This window comes from Cryobacterium sp. TMT2-42-4 (assembly GCF_004402645.1).
Lineage (GTDB): Bacteria > Actinomycetota > Actinomycetes > Actinomycetales > Microbacteriaceae > Cryobacterium > Cryobacterium sandaracinum.
In genome coordinates, this window is sequence record NZ_SOFT01000032.1 from 1 (window position 1) to 18728 (window position 18728).

Sequence of the window (18728 nt, forward strand, 5' to 3'; positions counted from 1 at the left end):
CGCCTGGCACACCATGCGCGTATCGGCGCAGCACGAGCGCAGCGCTCTTGCGCCAGCGCCCGGTGCCCGCCGCCTGCCGCCCGCCGCCCGCCGCCCGCCGCCCGCGCGGGGCTACGCGGCATCCGCTAATCTGACGGGGTGAAGATTCTGGTCCTCGGTTCAGGTGCCCGCGAGCACGCCATCATCACCGCGCTGCTCCGCGAGGAGCCGCGCCACGACATCGTGGCGGCGCCGGGCAATGCCGGCATTGCCCGGGATGTGCCGGTGATTCCGCTCGACCCGGCCGACCCCGAGCAGGTCACGAACTACGCGAACCTCAACGGCATCGAGCTCGTCGTGGTGGGGCCGGAGGCGCCGCTCGTCGCCGGAGTCGCCGATGCGCTGCGCACCCGGGGCATCCCGGTATTCGGTCCGGACCGGGCCGCGGCAGCTCTCGAAGGCAGCAAAACCTTCGCCAAACGCATCATGGATGCTGCGGGCGTGCCCACCGGACGCGCCGAACGCGCCGGGTCGCTCGCCGAAGCCACGTCCGCACTCGACGAGTTCGGGGCGCCCTACGTGGTCAAGGCCGATGGTCTCGCCGCCGGCAAGGGCGTGCTCGTCACCGTGGACCGTACGGCCGCGATCAACCACGCCATCTACTGGCTTCAGCACGGCAGCGTGCTGATCGAAGAATTCCTGGACGGGCAGGAGGTCTCCCTCTTCCTGCTCAGCGACGGCCACAGCGTGCTGCCGCTCTCCCCCGCCCAGGACTACAAACGCCTCCGCGACGGCGACCTCGGCCCGAACACCGGCGGCATGGGCGCCTATTCGCCGCTGCCCTGGCTCGACGCCGAATTCGGCAGTGAACAGGCTTTCGTAGACGAGGTCATCGAAACGATCGCGCTGCCAACGGTGCGCCAGCTCGCCGCCGAGGACACCCCCTTCATCGGTCTGCTCTACTGCGGCCTCATTCTCACGACCGAGGGCATCCGGGTGATCGAATTCAACGCCCGGTTCGGCGACCCGGAGACCCAGGTGGTTCTGCCGCGCCTGGTCACGCCACTGTCGGGTCTGCTGCTCGCGGCCTCCACCGGCGGCCTCGGCGGCCTGGCCCGCCCGGTATTCTCGGCTGACGCCTGCGTCACGGTCGTGCTCGCGAGCGAGAACTATCCCGATGAGCCGGTCACCGGACGCGCTTTCACCGGGCTGGCCGCGGCATCCGCTGTGCCCGGCGTCAGTATTGCGCATGCGGCGACGGCCGCCGTCGACGACACCCTCGTGTCCACCGGCGGACGCGTGCTCAGCGTCGTCGCGGTCGGCGACGGCTTTACGGATGCCCGCGCCCGCGCCTACGAGGCCCTCACCCTGATCACGCTTGAGGGTTGCCAGTACCGCACCGACATCGCCGCCCGCGTCGCCGGTGTCGCCCGCCGAGCCCGCCGAGCCCGCCGAGCCCGCCGAGCCCGCTGAGCCCGCCGAGCCCGCCGAACCCTCGTATCACGGGCCCGGCTGAGCTGTCGCCGCCCGCCGTTTCCGTGGCCAACTCAGGAGATCCATTCGGCGAGCGCTGAGAACACCCGAAAACACCAGGCCGGACGACACCGGCAGCGCAAATCTCCTGAATTAGCCCCTCCCTCTGGGATCCTCGGCGCGGATGCGCGGCACGCCACGGGCGGTATGAGCCCGGTACGAGCCGGGCACGAGCCCGGTACGAGCCGGGCACGAGCCGGCCCCGCGTTGGCGCGGGCACCGGCCGGTGCGCAAGAATGTAGCCGTGACCGCACTAGACCAGCCCGCCGCATCCGCTCTGCCCGACCTGCCCGGATGGCGTCACGCCTACTCGGGCAAGGTGCGCGACCTCTACGTTCCGGATGCCGCGGCCGACCTCGCGACCGCCGCACGCGTGCTCGTGGTCGCCAGCGACCGCGTCAGCGCGTTCGACCACGTGCTCGAGCCCGGCATCCCGGGCAAGGGCGAACTGCTCACCACTCTCAGCCTCTGGTGGTTCGACCAGCTCGTGGGCTTCCCCAACCACCTCGTGCCGGACCACACCGTCAACGGGGCTGTGACCAGCCTGCTCCCATCCGCCGTTGTCGGGCGCGCCATGCTCTGCAAGACCCTCGACATGTTCCCGATCGAGTGCGTCGTGCGCGGGTACCTGACCGGATCGGGCTGGAAGGAATACCAGTCCACCCAGACGGTGTGCGGCATCCACCTGCCTGCCGATTTGCAGAACGGCGACCGCCTGCCCGAACCCATCTTTACCCCGGCGTGGAAGGCCCCGATGGGCGAGCACGATGAGAACATCTCGTTCGAGCGCACGGTGGAGCTGGTCGGGGACCCCGTTGCCGACGAGCTGCGCCGCCTGTCGCTGGAGATCTTCGGCCGCGCCTCGGCGATCGCCGAGAAAGCCGGGGTCATCCTGGCCGACACGAAATTCGAGTTCGGCGCCGACCGCGTCACGGGCGCCATCACGCTCGCCGACGAGGTGCTCACCAGCGACTCGAGCCGCTATTGGGACGCCTCGCTCTGGCAGTCCGGCACGACCCCGGAACAACGGATGGCCAGTTTCGACAAGCAGATTGTTCGCGACTGGCTCGCGGCCAACTGGGACCTGACCGGCATACCGCCGACGCTTCCGGCGGAGATCATCGAGCAGACCGCGGCCCGCTACCTGGAACTGCTGGCGCGGCTGACGCACGCAGCTTCCGCGGCCGGCGAGGCGTAGTCGAGGCGCTGTCAAGGCGAAGGCGTGGCGTAGGCGTGGCGTAGGCGCGGTCGCGGTGCCCGCGTATCTGCGCGGGCACCGCACCGTCGCTGCGCTTCCCCGCAACTGGGCGTGCCGTCGCGCGGCGTCGCAGCCGGGCGGCCACGGGCCGCAAACTGATACGCTCCGGCCATGCGAATCAAGATGTGCAGCGTCCACGTGAACGATCCCTCCGCCGCGTTCGACTTCTACACGTCCGTGCTCGGATTCGAGAAGCTGATGTCCATGCCGGAGCACCAGCTGTACATCGTGAAGTCCCCGGAAGACCCCGACGGGGTCGGCCTCCTCCTCGAGCCGAGTGACAACAAGGTCTCCCAGAAGTACGCTCAGGGCATCCGCGGCCTCGGGCTGCCGGCCATCGTGTTCGGCACACCGGATGTGCAGGCCGAGTACGAGCGACTCCGCACCCTGGGCGTTCAGTTCGCCGGCGCCCCCAGCACGGATGCGTACGGCACCTCCGTCATCTTCGACGACACCTGCGGCAACTTGATCCAGCTCCACGAAGACGAGCAGTAGCGAGCGCCCGGACTGCCGGGTCGCGTTCTGCGCTCCGACCCGCTTCCAGCTCCCGACTCCCCCTCCAACTCCGTCTCCCCCTCCAACTCCGTCTCCCGACTCCACTCCGTCTCCCCCTCCACTCCGACTCCCGACTCCAACGCGTGGCTAACTCAGGAGATCCCGACCCAGTCCGTCCCCGGGGGCACTGTTTCCGCGGCGGATGGCGTCCGATCGCGACCGTGCCGCCAGATCTCCTGAGTTAGCCCCCCACCGCTCGGCGCACGACCGGAATACCGGGCCCGGGTCATCCGTTGGGGCAAGTGTGAATCGATTTGCGAACGACCTGTTGCCCGCATCCACCGGCATGGGCGCGGTGACCCTGCGCGTGGGCGACCTCGATGCCATGATCACGTATTACCGCGACGCGGTGACCCTCGAGCTGCAGAGCCACGAGGGGCCGGTCGCCGTGCTCGGGCGCGGAACCACACCGATCGTTGTTCTGCAGCACGCCCCGGAGCTGACCGCCGCCGAGCCCCGCTCGAGCGGGCTGTTCCACACCGCCATCCTCTTCGACACCCAGGCGCAGCTCGCCGCGGCCGTCTACTCGGTGGGCACAACGCATCCGGGATCGTTCACCGGCAGTGCCGATCACCTGGTCAGCCAGGCCTTCTACTTCACCGACCCGGAGGGCAACGGCATCGAGCTGTACTGGGACCGCGACCGCACCGAGTGGAGCTGGGCCCACGGCCAGGTCGAGATGGCCACCCTCTACCTCGACCCCAACGCCTTCATCGGCGAGCACCTGACCCGGGACGGCCAGGCGCATCCGGCGGTCGGCAACGCCATCGTCGGGCACGTGCACCTTTCCGTCGGCGACGTGGGCACGGCCCGCGAGTTCTACGTGGACCGCCTCGGCTTCGAGGCGACCGCGACCCTCGGCGGCCAGGCCCTGTTCGTCTCGGCCGGCGGCTACCACCACCACATGGCCATGAACACCTGGAACAGCGCCGGCGCCGGCAAGCGCCGACTGGCCCTCGGGCTCGGCGAGGTCGATATCATCCTGCCGGGCACCGACGACATCGGTGCCCTCAACGAACGGATGTCCCACTTCGGTGTGCAGACCCGTCACGACGGGCAGACCCTCGGCTTCGACGACCCGTGGGGCAACCAGATCGTGGTGCGCACGAAGTAGCCCGCGGGCCCGCACGGCGTCAGGTCACGGCGTCAGCGCGGCGCACCCCGCCGACAAAGAACGCAGAGGTCCTATGCGCCGGCTCCCGGGGCAGCGTCGGCTCCCGGTGCCGCACCCGTGCCGCGGGAGGCCGCCCTGGTGGCACGACGGCTCAGGCCGTGCACGGCCGCCTGGTATTCCTTGGCTCCCAGCGGACGTCCCGGCAGCTTGGGCCGGCCTCGGTCGACGGCCCGCAGCCCGTCGAGCACGATCGACAGCTGGCGCCGCCACTGGCCGGTGTAACCGCCGCCGAGGGTGCCGAGCGAGCCCACCATGGTGACGAGGACCGCGAGGTCGACCGCATCGACATCCGTTCGGAGGTCGCCGTCGCGTTTGGCCTGCGTGACGAGGGCCGACAACACCGCTTTGAACGAGGCCGCTTTGCCGCGCGCCGGGTCGACCGTCTCCATGCGCTTGAGGATGGGCGGCAGCGACGGGTCGGCGACGAGCCACTCGGCGACGCGTTCGGTGTAGACGACGATGCCGTCCCACGCGGTGGGGGCGGCCACGATCTCGTCGCGCACCGAGGCCAGCTCGGCGAGGGAGATGTCGTGCAGGGCCCTGACGAGGTCATCCCGAGTGGAAAAATTGCGGTACAGCGTGGCCACGCCCACGTCGGCGCGGCGGGCGATCTCCTCCAGCGAAGCGTCAACGCCGTGCACCGCGATCAGCGCCCGCGCCTCGACGAGGAGACGCTCACGGTTCTGCCGGGCGTCACGCCGTCGAGGCTGCGCCCCATCCTGCGGGGTCGATTCGGGCGAAGTCATGACCCTGAGTCTAGGTCCCGAACCTTGGCATCGCGGAGGCTCACCTCCACGCCCCCCTGGCAGGTGCCAACTGGTTGCGCCGAACCGGCACTGTCTTGCAGACTGCAGTCAGCACCCGAACGAAACGGAGCACCATGTCGGTCGAGCACAACACCCGCGAGTTCGATCCCGAGATCGTGACGGATTTCCGGGAGCGGATGAGTTACGGCTCCTACCTCGATCTGGACACCCTGCTCGGCGCGCAGAAGCCGGTCAGCTCACCCGAGCACCACGACGAGCTTCTGTTCATCATCCAGCACCAGACCACTGAGCTCTGGCTGAAGCTCGTGCTGCACGAGCTGCGCGCCGCGACCGCGTTCCTCCGCCAGGACCAGATCGCCCCGGCCCTCAAATGCATCGCCCGGGTCAAGCACATCCAGCGCACCCTGACCGAGCAGTGGTCGGTGCTGGCCACGCTCACGCCCAGCGAATACGCCGAGTTCCGGCATTTCCTGGGCAACTCGTCCGGGTTCCAGTCGTATCAATACCGGGCCGTCGAGTTCGCGCTCGGCAACAAGAACAGGCGCATGCTGAGCGTGTTCGAGAGCGACCCGGATGCTCACGCGCTCCTCTCCGAGATGCTCGCGGCCCCCAGCATCTATGACGAGTTTTTGCGCTACCTGCACCGGCAGGGGTTCGCTATCCCGGCATCCGTGCTGGAGCGCGACGTCACGAAGGCGTGGGTGCTGCATCCGGAACTCGTGGCCACCTTCCGCAGGATCTACGAGAACGCGGGCGAGCACTGGGGTGCCTACGAGGCCTGCGAGGAACTCGTCGACCTGGAGGACAACTTCCAGCTCTGGCGGTTCCGTCACCTCAAGACCGTGCAGCGCATCATCGGCATGAAGACCGGTACCGGTGGGTCGAGCGGGGCCGCGTTCCTGCAGAAGGCGCTCGAGCTGACCTTCTTCCCCGAGTTGTTCGCCGTGCGCACCGAACTCGGCACATGAGGCACGGATGACCGGCGGCCTGCCAGGCGGACCGGTGCCGGGCGGATCGGTGCCGGGCGGATCGGTGCCGGGCAGGACGGTCGGCAGGACCGTGCTCCCGGGCTTCCTCGATGCGCATGTGCACCTCGCGCTGATCGATCCGGCCCCGCTCACCGCGGGCGGCATCGCGCGCGTGCTCGACCTCGGCGGGTGGAGGCCGCCGAGGTCGACGCTTCCGGTCGAGTCCGACCCGTGGGCTCGACCTGGGCGGGTGGAGGTGGGCACGGGAGAGCCCCAGCGGGCGGGGCGTCCCGCGAGCGCGCTCCTGCCCGAGACCGTGTTCGCGGGGCAGTTCCTCGCCGCGCCGGGCGGCTACCCGAGCGAACGGTCCTGGGCCCCGGCAGGCAGCGTGCGCTTCGTGGCCCAGGCAACGGATGCCGCGGCCGCCGTCGACGACCAGCTGGCGCTCGGGGCATCCGTGATCAAGGTCACGCTGAACGGCGACGCCGGGCCAGTGCTGCCGCGCGCGGTTCTCGCGGCCATAGTCGGGCACGCCCACGATCGCGGGGCCCCCGTTCTCGCCCACGCCGAGGGGGCCGGCCAGGCGCTTCGCGCGTTCGAGGCCGGGGTGGACGCCCTGGCGCACACGCCGTTCAGCGAGCGGCTGGGCGACGAGGTGATTGCGGCCATGGCCGGGCGGATGGCCTGGATCAGCACCCTCGACATCCACGGCTGGGGCGAGCCGACCGACGATTTCGATCGCGCGGTCGACAATCTGCGCCGCTTCCACCGGGCCGGCGGACAGGTGCTCTACGGCACCGACCTCGGCAACGGCCCGCTGCCGGTCGGGCTGAACCGGCGGGAGATCACCGCGCTGCTCGGCGCCGGCCTGAGCGGCGCCGACGTGCTGCGGAGCCTGACCATGGGAAACCTCGGTGGCTTCCGGACCGTGCTGCGCGGCCCAACGGGCACCGAGCGCCTGGTCACGGTGCTGTGTGGCGAGCGCCCGGCCGACCCGGCCGCGTTCAGCGCCTGGCTCGGCACCGCCCGGGCGATCAGCCCGGCCGACCTCGGCGACCTCGGCGACCTCGACCCGCGGAATTCCTGAGCGCACCCCCGACCGCATCCACCACCGCACGGCCGTCCGCGCTTCCCGCAGTCGCGCGGCCACCCGCGCGGGTGGGATACTTCCAGCGCGGCACGGTGTCGGCGAGTCCCCGGGAAGCGCGCATCGCTGCGCGATGGCTGCCCATCATCCGTTCGACCTCGAGGAATCCAGATGACCCCCCACACCGACACCAGCCCCGCCGGCAACGGCAGCCAGGATGCCCAGCTCGCCTTCGCCCGCCGGATGGACCGCATCGACGGGCTCGGGCACTACCGGCGGCAGTTCGTCGGCATCGAACCCGACAGCGCGACCGGTGCGGTCGGCGTGACCGGGCACACCCCGAGCCTCGTCGCCTACCTCGACGGCAACTCCCTCGGCCGGCCCACCCGGGCCAGCGTGGCCCGCATCACCGAGTTCCTCACCCACGACTGGGGCACCCGCCTGATCCGCGGCTGGGACGAGGCCTGGCTGGACCTTCCGCTGAAAATCGGCGACGACATCGGCCGCGCCGCCCTCGGGGCCGCGCCCGGCCAGGTCTTCGTCGGCGACTCGACCACCGTGCTGCTCTACAAGTTGGCGCGGGCGGCCGTCGACTACCTCCGCGTCGACGTGGAACCGACGCGTACCGAGATCGTGCTGGACACCGACAACTTCCCCACCGACCGCTACCTGCTCGAGGGCATCGCGGCCGAACGTGGCATGACGCTGCACTGGATCCACTCCGACCCCGCGAGCGGCGTCACAGTGGAGCAGGTGCGGCAGGCCGTGGGCCCGCAGACGGCGCTCGTGCTGCTCAGCCACGTGGCCTACCGATCCGGCTTCCTTGCCGATATGCGCGAGATCACCACGGTAGTGCACGCCGCGGGCGGCCTCGTGCTCTGGGACCTCAGCCACTCGGTCGGCTCCGTGGTGGTCGAACTCGACCTGTGCGACGTGGATCTGGCCGTCGGCTGCTCCTACAAATACCTGAACGGTGGCCCCGGCGCCCCCGCGTTCGCCTACGTGCGCAGCGACCTGCAAGACGTTCTCACCCAGCCGATTCAGGGCTGGATGGGAACGAAGGATGTCTTCACGATGGGCCCGGGGTATGTGCCGGCCGACGGCATCCGTCGTTTCATGAGCGGAACCCCGCCGATCGTGGGAATGCTGGCCATGCAGGATTCGCTCGCGATGATCGAGGAGGCCGGCATCGACCAGGTGCGCGCCAAGTCGGTGGCGCTGACCGAGTTCGCGCTGACCCTCGTGGATGCCTGGCTTGCTCCGATGGGCGTGACTGTGTCGTCGCCGCGAGAGCCCACGCACCGCGGCGGTCACGTGACCGTGAACCACCCCGCTATGAGGCAGGTGACGCAGATCCTGTGGGAGCACGATGTGATCCCCGATTTCCGCACGCCCGATGCACTGCGCATCGGCCTGTCCCCGCTGAGCACAAGCTTTGTCGAGACCTTCGAGGGCCTCGCGGCGATCCGGGACGTGCTGCGCGGTCTGCTGCTCGGGCAGAGCGGGCTTGCCGGCGGAGCCAACGGTGGTCTCGGCACCGGCCTGGCCGGTGCGCTCGGCGGCCTGGGTGTCGGCCTGTAGAATCGTGGGATCCACCCCTCGATGCCTCCGGAGTGAGCTATGCCAACAATCGTCGTAGAAGTTATGCCCAAGGCCGAGCTGCTCGACCCGCAGGGGAAGGCCGTCGCCGGCGCCCTGGGTCGCCTCGGAAAGACCCGTTTCACCAGCGTTCGCCTGGGCAAGCGGTTTGAGCTCACCATCGACGGCCACGTCGACGACGCCGTGCTCGCCGAAGTGCGGGAACTCGCCGACACCGTGCTGTCCAACACGGTGATCGAGGATGTCGTCGGCATCCACGTGCTGGAGGCACCCGCCGGAGAGACGCACTGATGCGTATCGGCGTCGTCACGTTCCCCGGTTCGCTCGACGATCGCGACGCCGCGCGCGCGATCCGTCTGGCCGGCGCCGAGCCCGTCGCCCTCTGGCACGGCGAGCACGACCTGCACGGCGTGGACGCGCTCGTACTGCCCGGCGGCTTCAGCTACGGCGACTACCTGCGCTGCGGCGCCATCGCGAGCCTCTCTCCGATCATGGCCGAGGTCATCAGCGCGGCCAACAGCGGCATGCCCGTGCTCGGTGTCTGCAACGGCTTCCAGATGCTAACCGAGGCGCACCTGCTGGAGGGTGGCTTGATCCGCAACGACCACGGCTCGTTCATCTGCCGCGACCAGAGATTGCGCGTCGAGAACGCCCTCACCGACTGGACCGGTGGTTTCGCTGCCGGCCAGGAGATCACCATCCCGCTCAAGAACGGCGAGGGCGGCTTCATCGCCTCCGCCGACACGCTCGAGCGCCTCGAGGGCGAGGGCCGCGTGGTTGTGCGCTACGTCGGCATGAACCCGAACGGCTCGCTCAACGACATCGCCGGCATTAGCAACATGCGCGGCAACGTCGTCGGCCTGATGCCGCACCCCGAGCACGCGGTCGAGCCCGGCTTCGGCCCCGACACCGTCGACGCCATGCGCAGCGGCACCGACGGGATCACCTTCTTCACCTCCGTGATCGAACGGATGCTCGTCAGCGCGTAGCAGCATCCGCTCGCCGTGCGGGTAGGGAGCGTGACGTAGGTGGAGCGCGGCAGGGGGCAGCCGGGCTAGCCTGTCAGGATGACGTCTATCAGTGGTGTGCGCGTGGGTGCCGCTGTCCGAGGGATGCCGCCCGGCTACTTCGCGTTGGTCATGGCCACGGGAATCATCTCGGTCGGGATGAACCTGATCGGCGTCCAGACGCTCAGTTTCGTTCTCATGGTCGTGTGCGCTGCGGCCTACGTGATTCTCGTGGCTCTCACCGGGTGGCGGTTCGTCGCCTACCGCTCGGCCTTCCTTGCGGACATGCACGATCCGCATCGCGGATTCCAGTTCTTCACGTTCGTCGCCGGCACCAACGTCCTGGCTGCCCGCCTGGCCATCGAGGGCTGGTTCGGCACGGCGACGGTCCTCCTCGGAGTATCCGGAATCACCTGGCTGCTGCTCGGCTACGCCCTCCCCTGGTTCGCGGTCCTGGGCCGCAGCGAGCGCCCCGTGCTCAACGCCGCGAACGGGACCTGGTTCATCTGGGTCGTCGCCAGCCAGTCGGTCGCCGTCGTGGCGGCCTCGTTGGAGCCCGTGGCGGGCGATGCCCGAGCGCTGCTCGCCGTCCTCGCGATCCTGTCCTGGTCGGTGGGCATCTTCCTCTACGGCGCCGCGGGTGTCTTCGTCTCCTTGCGGCTGGTGCTCTACGAAATCCGGCCCGAGCAGTTGGACCCGCCCTACTGGGTGTCCATGGGTGCCTGCGCGATCACGGTGCTGGCCGGCGCACGGATCGTCGAAATGGCGGACGCACCGATGGTGACCGCGACCCGAGGGCTCGTTGCGGGCGTCTCCGTCATGTTCTGGGCGTTCGCCACCTGGCTCATCCCCGTGCTGATCGCGGTGGGATACTGGCGTCACGTCAAGCACCGGGTGCCGCTGCGCTACGAAGCGACGCTGTGGAGCATCGCGTTCCCCGTGGGGATGTACGCGGTCGCCGGAATCTACCTGGGCCAGGCCGATGACCTTCCGCTGGTCGGACGGATCGGGACCGTCGCCCTCTGGGTGGCCCTCGTCGTGTGGCTGGCCATCTTCACCGCCATGCTCCGCCAGCCGCTGAAGGCAGGCGGTCCACTGCGCGGCGCCCCTGACCAGCTGCACCTGGCCGCCGAGTCGGCAGTCAGCGACGAACCGACCGTCACCGACGGATCGAGAAAGTGAGAACTGAACCGTGCAGAAAATCTCGATCGAGGCGTTCGCCCGTGAACATCTGAAGGCGGCCGCCGCCGGCACAAGTGGTCGCGCAGCCGGAACGGTCTTCGGCGGCCATGAGAAGGTGATGCGTCAAACCGTCATCGCACTGCTGGCCGGGGTCTCCCTGAGCGAGCATGAGAATCCGGGTGAGGCCACCATCCTGGTCCTCAGCGGCCGCGTGCGGCTGAGGGCCGGCGACGACGTCTGGGAAGCACGCACCGGTGATTTCCTGATCGTCCCGGACTCACGCCACAGCCTCGAGGCGGACGAGGACTCCACGGTCCTGATGTCCGTGGCCAAGAAAAGCTAGAACGACAAATAAGTGCCCAGGTGACTCCTCTCGCCGAGATCAGGCCATCAGGCGATCAGGCAATCCGGTGATCAGGCGATGATCGTCCACGGGTTCTCGATCAGACGGGTCAGCGTCTGCAGGAACTGTGCGGCCACGGCCCCGTCGATGATCCGGTGGTCCGCTGACAGGGTGTAGCGCATCCGGTGCCGGGCGACGATATCATCCCCGACCACGACCGCCTCGCGGGCGGTGCCGCCGACGGCCAGGATCGCCCCTTCGGGCGGGTTGATGATCGCGGTGAACTGCTCCACCCCGAACATGCCGAGGTTGCTGATCGTGAACGTCCCACCCGACATCTGGCCGGCCGTGAGCTTCTTGGCGTTGGCCAGGCCGACAAGCTGCTTGGCCTCCGTACCGAGCTGGCTGACTGTCTTCTGGTCCGCGTCCTCGATCACGGGAACCACGAGGCCGTTGCCCGAGGCGACGGCCACACCGATGTTGACGCGGTGGTGCACCAGCATCTCGCCGCTCGCGTCGTCGATGTAGGACGCGTTGACCTCGGGGTGCTCGCGCAGGGCGAGCGCGCTCGCCCTGATCAGTAGGTCGTTGATGCTCACCTTCGGCCGACCGGCCTGAACCAGTTGCGCGTTCAACTCGGTGCGCAGCTGCACCAGGTTCTCGGCATCGGCCGCACCGGTGACGAAGAAGTGCGGAATGGTGCGGGCGCTCTCGCCCAGCCGCCGCGCGATGATGCGGCGCATGTTGCTGAGCGGGATGGCCTCGGACGCGCGCTTGTCGACGGTGTCCGGTGAGGTTGTGGCGGCTGCCGCGCTCGGAGCGACGACGGGTGTGCTGGGGGCGGCGGAGTCGGCGGCGGGCGCGGTCGCCTGGGCGAGCAGCGCGTCGGTGTCCGAACGGATGATGCGGCCGCCGGGTCCCGTGCCGCGCACCTGGCTCAGGTCGAGGTGGTGTTCCCGTGCGAGCTTGCGCACCAGCGGAGACGCGAAGAGACGCTCACCGTTCCCGGCGGCAGTCCCATCGGCAGTGTCGTCGGTCGGAGCAGGTGCCGGTGCGGCCTCGGCCGCGGGGGCAGCTTCGGTCGCCGGAGCAGCCGCCGGTGCGTCGGCAGCGGTGGCCGGCGTCGCCGCGGGTGCGGGCGCGGCGCCCGCCTTGCCATCGTCCAGCAGCGCGATCGGCACGCCGATGGAGACCAGCTTTCCCTCGGCCACGAGGTGCTCGGACAGGGTGCCGGCCTCGTAGGCCTCGTACTCCATCGTCGCCTTGTCGGTCTCGATCTCGACGAGCAGGTCCCCGACCTCGACCCGGTCACCGGGCTGCTTGTGCCAGATGGCGATGGCGCCTTCCTCCATGGTGTCGGAGAGGCGGGGCATTGTGATTTCGATCATGATTTTTCACCCATCGGGTAGCGGCGGCGACCGACGGCGTCGAGGGTCTGACGGATGGCGCCGATGACGTCCTCCGCCGACGGCAACGCGGCCGTCTCCAGTGGTTTTGAGTACGGCAGGGGCACCTCGGCCATGGCGACGCGGCGCACGGGCGCGTCCAGGTAGTCGAAGGCGCCATCGGAGATCGAGGCCGCAATCTCGGCGCCGATTCCATAGGTCAGCCAGTCATCCTCGAGGATGACGGCGGCGTGAGTCTTCTTGACGGACTCCACGACCGTTTCGCGGTCCAGCGGACGCAGACTGCGCAGGTCGATGACCTCGATGTTGAGGCCGTCCGATTCCGCGAGCTGCGCCGCGACCTGAGACGCGACGTGGGCCATCCGTGAATAGCCGATCAGGGTGATGTCGCTCCCCGTGCGGGTGACGGCGGCCTTGCCGATTTCGGCCGGCACGTCACCGTCGGGCACCTCGCCCTTGACGTTGTAGAGCGACAGGTTTTCCAGGAAGAGCACGGGGTCATCGTCCCGGATCGCCGCGATCAGAAGCGCCTTGGCGTCGGCCGGTGTGCTGGGTGCGACGACCTTCATTCCGGGGACGAAGGCGTAGAAGAGCTCGATGTTCTGCGAGTGGGTCGCACCCAGTTGCTGTCCGCCGCCACCCGGCGTACGGATGACGAGGGGCACCCGGGCCTGTCCACCGAACATGCCGTAGATCTTGGCGGCGTGGTTCACGATCTGGTCGAGCGCGAGCAGGGAGAAGTTGATGGTCATGATCTCGACCACGGGGCGGAGCCCGAGCATCGCGGCGCCGATGGCGGCACCGGTGAAACCCTCTTCGGCGATCGAGGTGTCCCGCACGCGTTTCTCGCCGAACTCATCGAGCATGCCCGCGGTGATCTTGTACGCGCCTTCGAAGAGGCCGATCTCCTCACCCATCAGGAACACATTCTCGTCCCGCAGCATCTCGGAACGCAGCGTGTCGTGCAGTGCCTGGCGATAGGTCATGATGCTCATTGGTTGACTCCGTAGTCGGGGATCGGTGCCGGCTCGAACAGAGGCTGCCCGGGCAACCGATGGGAGTCATTGGCCACGGCTGTGGCGTAGGTGTAGTCGAACAGGGTCGACACATCCGGGAACGGGCTGTTCTCGGCGAACGCCGCCGCCTCGGTTGCCTGACGGGATACTTCCTCGTCGATCTTTGCCAGTTCCTGCTCGTCGAGCAGACCGTCCGCGACCAGCTTGTCGGCGAAGGTGTGCACCGGGTCTCGTTCCTTGACCAGGGACATCTCCTCGTCGGAGCGGTACTTGGCCGGGTCGACGACGGAGTGCCCACGCAGTCGTTCCGTCACGACCTCGAGCAGGAAGGGCTTACCGCTGCGAGCCTGAGCAACGGCACGCTGGGCGGCCTCGAACACGGCGACGGGATCGAGCCCATCGACGCGTTCCGACGCCATCCGGTACGCGGATGCGCGCTTGTAGAGGTCCGGCTCGGCCGACGCCTTGTCGACCGTCGTGGCCATTCCCAGCCTGTTGTTGATGATGACGTAGACGATCGGAAGGTTCCAGAGAGACGCGATGTTCAGAGACTCGTGGAATGCTCCGATGTTCGTAGTGCCATCGCCCATCGTGCACAGCACGATCTCGTCGCCGTCGCGGTAGTCGATGGCCAGGGCGGCCCCCGTCGCCAGCGGGATCTGGCCGCCGACGATGCCGTAGCCGCCCAGCATCCGCTTCTCGAGGTCGAACATGTGCATCGAGCCGCCCCACCCCTTGGACACCCCGTCGGCACGGCCGTACAGTTCGGCCATCACCCGGTTGGGGTGGATGCCGCGGGTGATCGCGTAGCCATGCTCGCGGTAGTTGGTGAAGAGGTAGTCGCTCGGGCGCAGCGCGGACATGAGCCCGACGACCGCTGCCTCCTCGCCGAGATTCAGGTGGCAGTAGCCGCCGATCAGCGCTTGCGTGTAGGCCCGTGCGGCTCGTTCTTCAAACCGGCGGATGAGCATCATCTGGCGGTAGAACCCGGTCAAGAGTTCCCGGTCGGCCGGGGAGACGTCGGGTTTGGCGTTCGGGGTCGGTTGGCCCGAAGAGGTTGATGGTCGGGACTTGGTCGCCACGGATGTACGCGTTCGAGTGGTCATGAAAGAACTCCCTGCTCGGCCTTCGTGAGGTCGGAGATCGAAGAGTCGCATCGAATTTAAATGATACGAATTAGTTTCATTCTACATCCGAGAGTACGTTTGCGTTTAACGTTTTTTCGAAGATCCGAAGGGCCGGCCATGGATTCAGCGACCCCAGCGAGCCCGGTTCGCAAGCGCGGCCGACCCACGGAGGCGGGGCGCGTCGAGCGTCGAGGCCAGATTCTCGACGCCGCGTTGCCGGTCTTCCTTGAATATGGCTTCGGCACGGCGACGGTGGACCGGATTGCCGCCGCGGCCCGCGTCACCAAGCGCACCATCTACACCTACTTCGGCAACAAGGATGGCGTCTTCACCGAGATGCAGCGACGCCTCGCCGCGAACGTCAGTGGCGAGCCTCTCCGTCCGGAGACGCTGGAATCACTCGCCGCGCGTATCGTGTACGGGTTGCACTCGGCTCAGATGATCGGACTGCACCGCCTTGTGATCGCCGAGTCGCTGCGTTTTCCCGAACTCGCCCGACGGCTGCACGACAACGGCGACATGCGCCACATCGCGCGCCTCGCGGACCACATTCGGGCCGAGCACGGCCAGGTGGCCGCTGCCCATGCCGAGCAGCTCTACGCACTGCTGCTGGGCGAGGACTACCGGAGGCGGCTGCTCGGGCTGCTGGAACCGGTGACCGCGGCCGAGGCCGCGGTCCACGCGCGGTCCGCGCTGGCCGTCATCCAGCTGACGACGGCGAGCCTCCCGTCCGGTGCCACATCGGCAACGGGTGCGCCGAGTCCGTGATGACGACCCGACCGTCGATCCTGCCCTGGCGCATCTCGCCGAGGACGTTGGCTCCTCGAGGCGGCCAGTGGCGACAGCCCACCGCAGTCAGGCCGCGATGCGCCTCAGCTGCAGCCGCTCGTGCTGCCACAGCTTTCGCACACGTAGCACGAACCGGACGGGCGCATGGCGGTGCCGCACGACATGCACAGCGGCGAATCCAGGCTGAGACCCTGCTGCGCCTCGAGCAGTTCCGCCGAGGAATGCACCGGCCGAGTCGCCACTACCGCCGGCCCGGCCGGAGGTAGCACCGGGCTCGGTTCCGCCGTTTCCGTTGCGTCATAGCCACCCGCATCGAGCTGCGAGACGCGTTCGGCGGTCGTAAAGATCCCCATCGCGGAGCGCGTGGCGTAGGGCAGGTGGTCCAGGGCCAGGCGGCGGAAAATGTAGTCCATCATCGACTGCGCCATCCGGATGTCCGGGTCATCGGTCATCCCCGCAGGTTCGAAGCGCAGGTTGGTGAACTTCTCGACGTAGGTCGGCAGCGGCACCCCGTACTGCAGGCCGATGGAGACCGCGATGGAGAACGCGTCCATGACCCCGGACAGAGTCGAGCCCTGCTTGCCCAACCGCAGGAAGATCTCGCCGAGTTCCGCGTTGGGGTACAACCCCGCCGTGAGATGTCCCTCGGCCCCGGCGACGGCGAAGGACGTGGTGATCGACGTGCGGGACTTCGGCAGGCGCCGGCGGATCGGAGGTGTCGCTGACTGCGCCGACAAGGGCTGCGCGACCGGCAGGGGGACCGGGTCGGCCTTGCCGTCCGACAGGGGCTGGCCGACCTTGCAGTTATCGCGGTAGATGGCCACCGCCTTAAGCCCGAGCTTCCAGCCCTGGAAGTAGACCTCCTCCACCGCGTCGACCGTGGCACTCTGCGGCAGGTTGACGGTCTTGGAGATGGCTCCGGAGAGGAACGGCTGAACCGCGGCCATCATGCGCACGTGGCCCATTGGCGCGATGGCCCGCTGACCCATGGCGCAGTCGAAGATCGCGTAGTGTTCCGGCTCGAGTCCGGGAGCGTCGACGACATGCCCGTGCAGGGCGATGTGTTCGACGATCGCCTCGACGGCCTCCTTCGGATACCCCAGGCCGCGCAGCGCGCGGGGGACGGTCTGGTTGACGATCTGCATCGAGCCGCCGCCCACCAGCTTCTTGAACTTCACCAGCGAGAAATCCGGTTCGATTCCCGTGGTATCGCAGTCCATCATGAAACCGATGGTGCCGGTTGGCGCGAGAAGGCTCGCCTGCGCGTTGCGCCAGCCCGACACCTCTCCGAGCGTGACGGCCTCGTGCCAGACGCCCAATGCCCGATCGTGGATTTCTCCGCTCATGCCATCCATTGAGTGCAGCGTGATGTCCGCTGTCGCGTGCTTCTGCATCACCCGGGTGTGGGCCTCCGCGTTCTGCGCGAAGCCCTCATAGGGGCCGACCACCCCGGCCAGCTCGGCGGACCGCCGGTAGGCGGTTCCCGTCATCAGGGAGGTGATCCCGGCGGCCAGGGACCGCCCGGACTCGGAATCGTAGGCGTGGCCGGTGGCCATCAGCAGGGCGCCGAGGTTGGCATAGCCGATGCCCAGCTGGCGGAACGCACGGGTCGTCTCGCCGATGGTCGCTGTGGGGTAGTGGGCGAAACAGATCGAGATGTCCATCGCCGTGATGATCAGCTCGACCGCTCGAACGAACGCATCGGTGTCGAACACGTCCTCCCCCGCGGTGTCGGTGCGGAGGAATGCGAGCAGGTTGAGGGAGGCCAGGTTGCACGACGAGTTGTCGAGCGACATGTACTCGGAGCAGGGATTCGACGCCGAGATCCGACCCGATTCGGGAGTGGTGTGCCAGTCGCTGATGGCGCCGTCGTACTGGATGCCCGGGTCGGCGCAGTCCCACGCCGCCTGGGCGAGCTGACGGAACAGGGCCGCGCCGCTCACCGACTCGATTTCGCTGCCGTCCTGGCGGGAGGTGAGGGAGAAGCTGGTGTCGTTCTCCACGGATCGCATGAACGCGTCGGTGACCCGAACCGTGTTGTTGGCGTTCTGGTACTGCACGCTGGCCAGGTCCTCGCCGCCGAGGTCCATGTCGTAGCCGGCGTCACGCAGAGCGCGGATCTTGCCTTCCTCCCGCGACTTGGCCTCGATGAATTGCACGATGTCGGGGTGGTCCACGTCGAGCACCACCATTTTCGCCGCCCGCCGGGTCGCCCCACCGGACTTGATCGTGCCGGCGCTGGCGTCGGCGCCACGCATGAACGAGACGGGCCCACTGGCGGTTCCGCCGGAGGAGAGCAGTTCCATGGAGGACCGCAGGTTGGACAGGTTCACTCCAGCCCCGGAGCCGCCCTTGAAGATCATCCCCTCATCGCGGTACCAGCCGAGAATGGATTCCATGGTGTCCTCGACGGCGAGGATGAAGCAGGCGCTGACCTGCTGCGGCGAGGGTGTCCCGACGTTGAACCACACCGGGGAGTTGAACGAGAAGACCTGGTGCAGCAGCAGCCAGGTCAGTTCCGCCCCGAATATCTCCGCGTCATCATCGCCGGCGAAATAGCCGTTCGCCGCCCCGGCAGCGACATACGCCCCGACCACCCGGTCGATCAGCTGCTTGAGGCTGGACTCCCGCTCGGACGACCCGACGGCCCCGCGGAAGTACTTCGTGCTGACGATGGTGGAGGCGTTCGCCGACCAGGTGTCCGGGAACTCGACGCCCGTCTGCTCGAAGACGGTTTCGCCGCTCTTCCAGTTCGTCTGCACGACGTCGCGGAGCTCCCAGACCACCTCGTCGTATGGGTGAACCCCGGCCGTGCTGAAGTGGCGCTCGATGGCCAGTCCGGCGCCGCGCGCGCCTTTCTTACTTCCGCCGGACCCGGCTTCGGCGTTCTGATTCCTGTTACTCACGTTCGCTCCCCATTCACGACACCCGAATTCAG

General features: G+C 68.3%; 17 protein-coding genes. 12 read left to right on the forward strand and 5 right to left on the reverse strand.

Translation table 11 applies throughout. The annotated features are described in order from the left end of the window. The first annotated feature begins 138 nt into the window (after positions 1–138). The 4 genes from purD (at position 139) to E3O18_RS10645 (ending at position 4439) form a co-directional block, all read left to right on the forward strand. Entirely contained in the window at positions 139–1452 is a 1314-nt protein-coding gene (gene purD / locus E3O18_RS10625; protein ID WP_134395944.1) for a phosphoribosylamine--glycine ligase, read from the forward strand. A 337-nt stretch (positions 1453–1789) separates the two neighbouring features. Further along, positions 1790–2710: a phosphoribosylaminoimidazolesuccinocarboxamide synthase gene (locus E3O18_RS10635; protein ID WP_134395949.1), complete on the forward strand. Its 921-nt coding sequence runs from the start codon at positions 1790–1792 to the stop codon at positions 2708–2710. Between the two features lie 171 nt (positions 2711–2881). Then, positions 2882–3265, forward strand: coding sequence for a VOC family protein (locus E3O18_RS10640; RefSeq protein WP_134395942.1), 384 nt, complete (start codon positions 2882–2884; stop codon positions 3263–3265). Between the two features lie 346 nt (positions 3266–3611). Beyond that, positions 3612–4439, forward strand: coding sequence for a VOC family protein (locus E3O18_RS10645; RefSeq protein ID WP_134395948.1), 828 nt, complete (start codon positions 3612–3614; stop codon positions 4437–4439). 71 nt (positions 4440–4510) lie between these two features. Here E3O18_RS10645 and E3O18_RS10650 read toward each other — a convergent pair whose 3' ends face one another. Continuing rightward, positions 4511–5245 carry a TetR/AcrR family transcriptional regulator gene (locus E3O18_RS10650; RefSeq protein WP_134395941.1) on the reverse strand — a complete coding sequence of 245 codons (735 nt, stop codon included), beginning with the start codon at positions 5243–5245 and terminating at the stop codon, positions 4511–4513. Positions 5246–5379: 134 nt separating this feature from the next. Between E3O18_RS10650 and kynA the strand changes: the two genes are divergently transcribed. The 7 genes from kynA (at position 5380) to E3O18_RS10685 (ending at position 11452) form a co-directional block, all read left to right on the forward strand. Further along, the gene (gene kynA / locus E3O18_RS10655; protein WP_134395940.1) at positions 5380–6234 is read left to right on the forward strand and encodes a tryptophan 2,3-dioxygenase; all 855 of its coding nucleotides are present in this window, start codon (positions 5380–5382) and stop codon (positions 6232–6234) included. A 7-nt stretch (positions 6235–6241) separates the two neighbouring features. Next, positions 6242–7321, forward strand: coding sequence for an amidohydrolase (locus E3O18_RS10660; protein WP_134418081.1), 1080 nt, complete (start codon positions 6242–6244; stop codon positions 7319–7321). A gap of 243 nt (positions 7322–7564) precedes the next feature. Beyond that, positions 7565–8902 (forward strand): aminotransferase class V-fold PLP-dependent enzyme, encoded by a 1338-nt coding sequence (locus tag E3O18_RS10665; RefSeq protein ID WP_174722070.1) that lies wholly within the window; start codon positions 7565–7567, stop codon positions 8900–8902. A gap of 39 nt (positions 8903–8941) precedes the next feature. After that, on the forward strand, positions 8942–9211 hold the full coding sequence (purS, locus tag E3O18_RS10670) for a phosphoribosylformylglycinamidine synthase subunit PurS (RefSeq protein ID WP_134395937.1): 270 nt from the start codon (positions 8942–8944) through the stop codon (positions 9209–9211). Then, a complete protein-coding gene (purQ, locus tag E3O18_RS10675) occupies positions 9211–9909 on the forward strand; it encodes a phosphoribosylformylglycinamidine synthase subunit PurQ (RefSeq protein ID WP_134395936.1) in 699 nt (232 codons plus the stop codon). The genes purS and purQ overlap by 1 nt, the downstream gene beginning before the upstream one ends. Positions 9910–9987: 78 nt before the next feature. Further along, positions 9988–11109, forward strand: coding sequence for a tellurite resistance/C4-dicarboxylate transporter family protein (locus E3O18_RS10680; RefSeq protein ID WP_134395935.1), 1122 nt, complete (start codon positions 9988–9990; stop codon positions 11107–11109). A gap of 10 nt (positions 11110–11119) precedes the next feature. Beyond that, entirely contained in the window at positions 11120–11452 is a 333-nt protein-coding gene (locus tag E3O18_RS10685; protein ID WP_134395934.1) for a cupin domain-containing protein, read from the forward strand. 71 nt (positions 11453–11523) lie between these two features. On the opposite strand, the gene E3O18_RS10690 is transcribed toward E3O18_RS10685, so the two are convergent. Genes E3O18_RS10690 through pdhA form a run of 3 tightly spaced genes read right to left on the reverse strand, consistent with a single transcriptional unit; the run spans position 11524 to position 14980 of the window. Continuing rightward, a complete protein-coding gene (locus E3O18_RS10690) occupies positions 11524–12840 on the reverse strand; it encodes a dihydrolipoamide acetyltransferase family protein (RefSeq protein ID WP_174722069.1) in 1317 nt (438 codons plus the stop codon). Then, positions 12837–13853 carry an alpha-ketoacid dehydrogenase subunit beta gene (locus tag E3O18_RS10695; RefSeq protein ID WP_134395933.1) on the reverse strand — a complete coding sequence of 339 codons (1017 nt, stop codon included), beginning with the start codon at positions 13851–13853 and terminating at the stop codon, positions 12837–12839. The genes E3O18_RS10690 and E3O18_RS10695 overlap by 4 nt, the downstream gene beginning before the upstream one ends. Continuing rightward, positions 13850–14980 (reverse strand): pyruvate dehydrogenase (acetyl-transferring) E1 component subunit alpha, encoded by a 1131-nt coding sequence (gene pdhA / locus E3O18_RS10700; RefSeq protein ID WP_134418082.1) that lies wholly within the window; start codon positions 14978–14980, stop codon positions 13850–13852. The genes E3O18_RS10695 and pdhA overlap by 4 nt, the downstream gene beginning before the upstream one ends. Positions 14981–15118: 138 nt before the next feature. Here pdhA and E3O18_RS10705 point away from each other — a divergent pair, with 138 nt between their 5' ends. Further along, positions 15119–15769, forward strand: coding sequence for a TetR/AcrR family transcriptional regulator (locus E3O18_RS10705; RefSeq protein ID WP_134395931.1), 651 nt, complete (start codon positions 15119–15121; stop codon positions 15767–15769). Between the two features lie 104 nt (positions 15770–15873). Here E3O18_RS10705 and E3O18_RS10710 read toward each other — a convergent pair whose 3' ends face one another. After that, complete coding sequence (locus E3O18_RS10710; protein ID WP_134395930.1) at positions 15874–18696, reverse strand: vitamin B12-dependent ribonucleotide reductase; 2823 nt, start codon at positions 18694–18696, stop codon at positions 15874–15876. Positions 18697–18728 lie beyond the last annotated feature (32 nt).

Coding starts and splice junctions, on each gene's coding strand:
- E3O18_RS10640 (WP_134395942.1), top strand. CDS start 2,882: ATGCGAATCAAGATGTGCAGCGTCCACGTGAACGATCCCTCCGCCGCG.
- E3O18_RS10645 (WP_134395948.1), top strand. CDS start 3,612: ATGGGCGCGGTGACCCTGCGCGTGGGCGACCTCGATGCCATGATCACG.
- E3O18_RS10650 (WP_134395941.1), bottom strand. CDS start 5,245: ATGACTTCGCCCGAATCGACCCCGCAGGATGGGGCGCAGCCTCGACGG.
- kynA (WP_134395940.1), top strand. CDS start 5,380: ATGTCGGTCGAGCACAACACCCGCGAGTTCGATCCCGAGATCGTGACG.
- E3O18_RS10660 (WP_134418081.1), top strand. CDS start 6,242: ATGACCGGCGGCCTGCCAGGCGGACCGGTGCCGGGCGGATCGGTGCCG.
- E3O18_RS10665 (WP_174722070.1), top strand. CDS start 7,565: ATGGACCGCATCGACGGGCTCGGGCACTACCGGCGGCAGTTCGTCGGC.
- purS (WP_134395937.1), top strand. CDS start 8,942: ATGCCAACAATCGTCGTAGAAGTTATGCCCAAGGCCGAGCTGCTCGAC.
- purQ (WP_134395936.1), top strand. CDS start 9,211: ATGCGTATCGGCGTCGTCACGTTCCCCGGTTCGCTCGACGATCGCGAC.
- E3O18_RS10680 (WP_134395935.1), top strand. CDS start 9,988: ATGACGTCTATCAGTGGTGTGCGCGTGGGTGCCGCTGTCCGAGGGATG.
- E3O18_RS10690 (WP_174722069.1), bottom strand. CDS start 12,840: ATGATCGAAATCACAATGCCCCGCCTCTCCGACACCATGGAGGAAGGC.
- E3O18_RS10695 (WP_134395933.1), bottom strand. CDS start 13,853: ATGAGCATCATGACCTATCGCCAGGCACTGCACGACACGCTGCGTTCC.
- pdhA (WP_134418082.1), bottom strand. CDS start 14,980: ATGACCACTCGAACGCGTACATCCGTGGCGACCAAGTCCCGACCATCA.
- E3O18_RS10705 (WP_134395931.1), top strand. CDS start 15,119: ATGGATTCAGCGACCCCAGCGAGCCCGGTTCGCAAGCGCGGCCGACCC.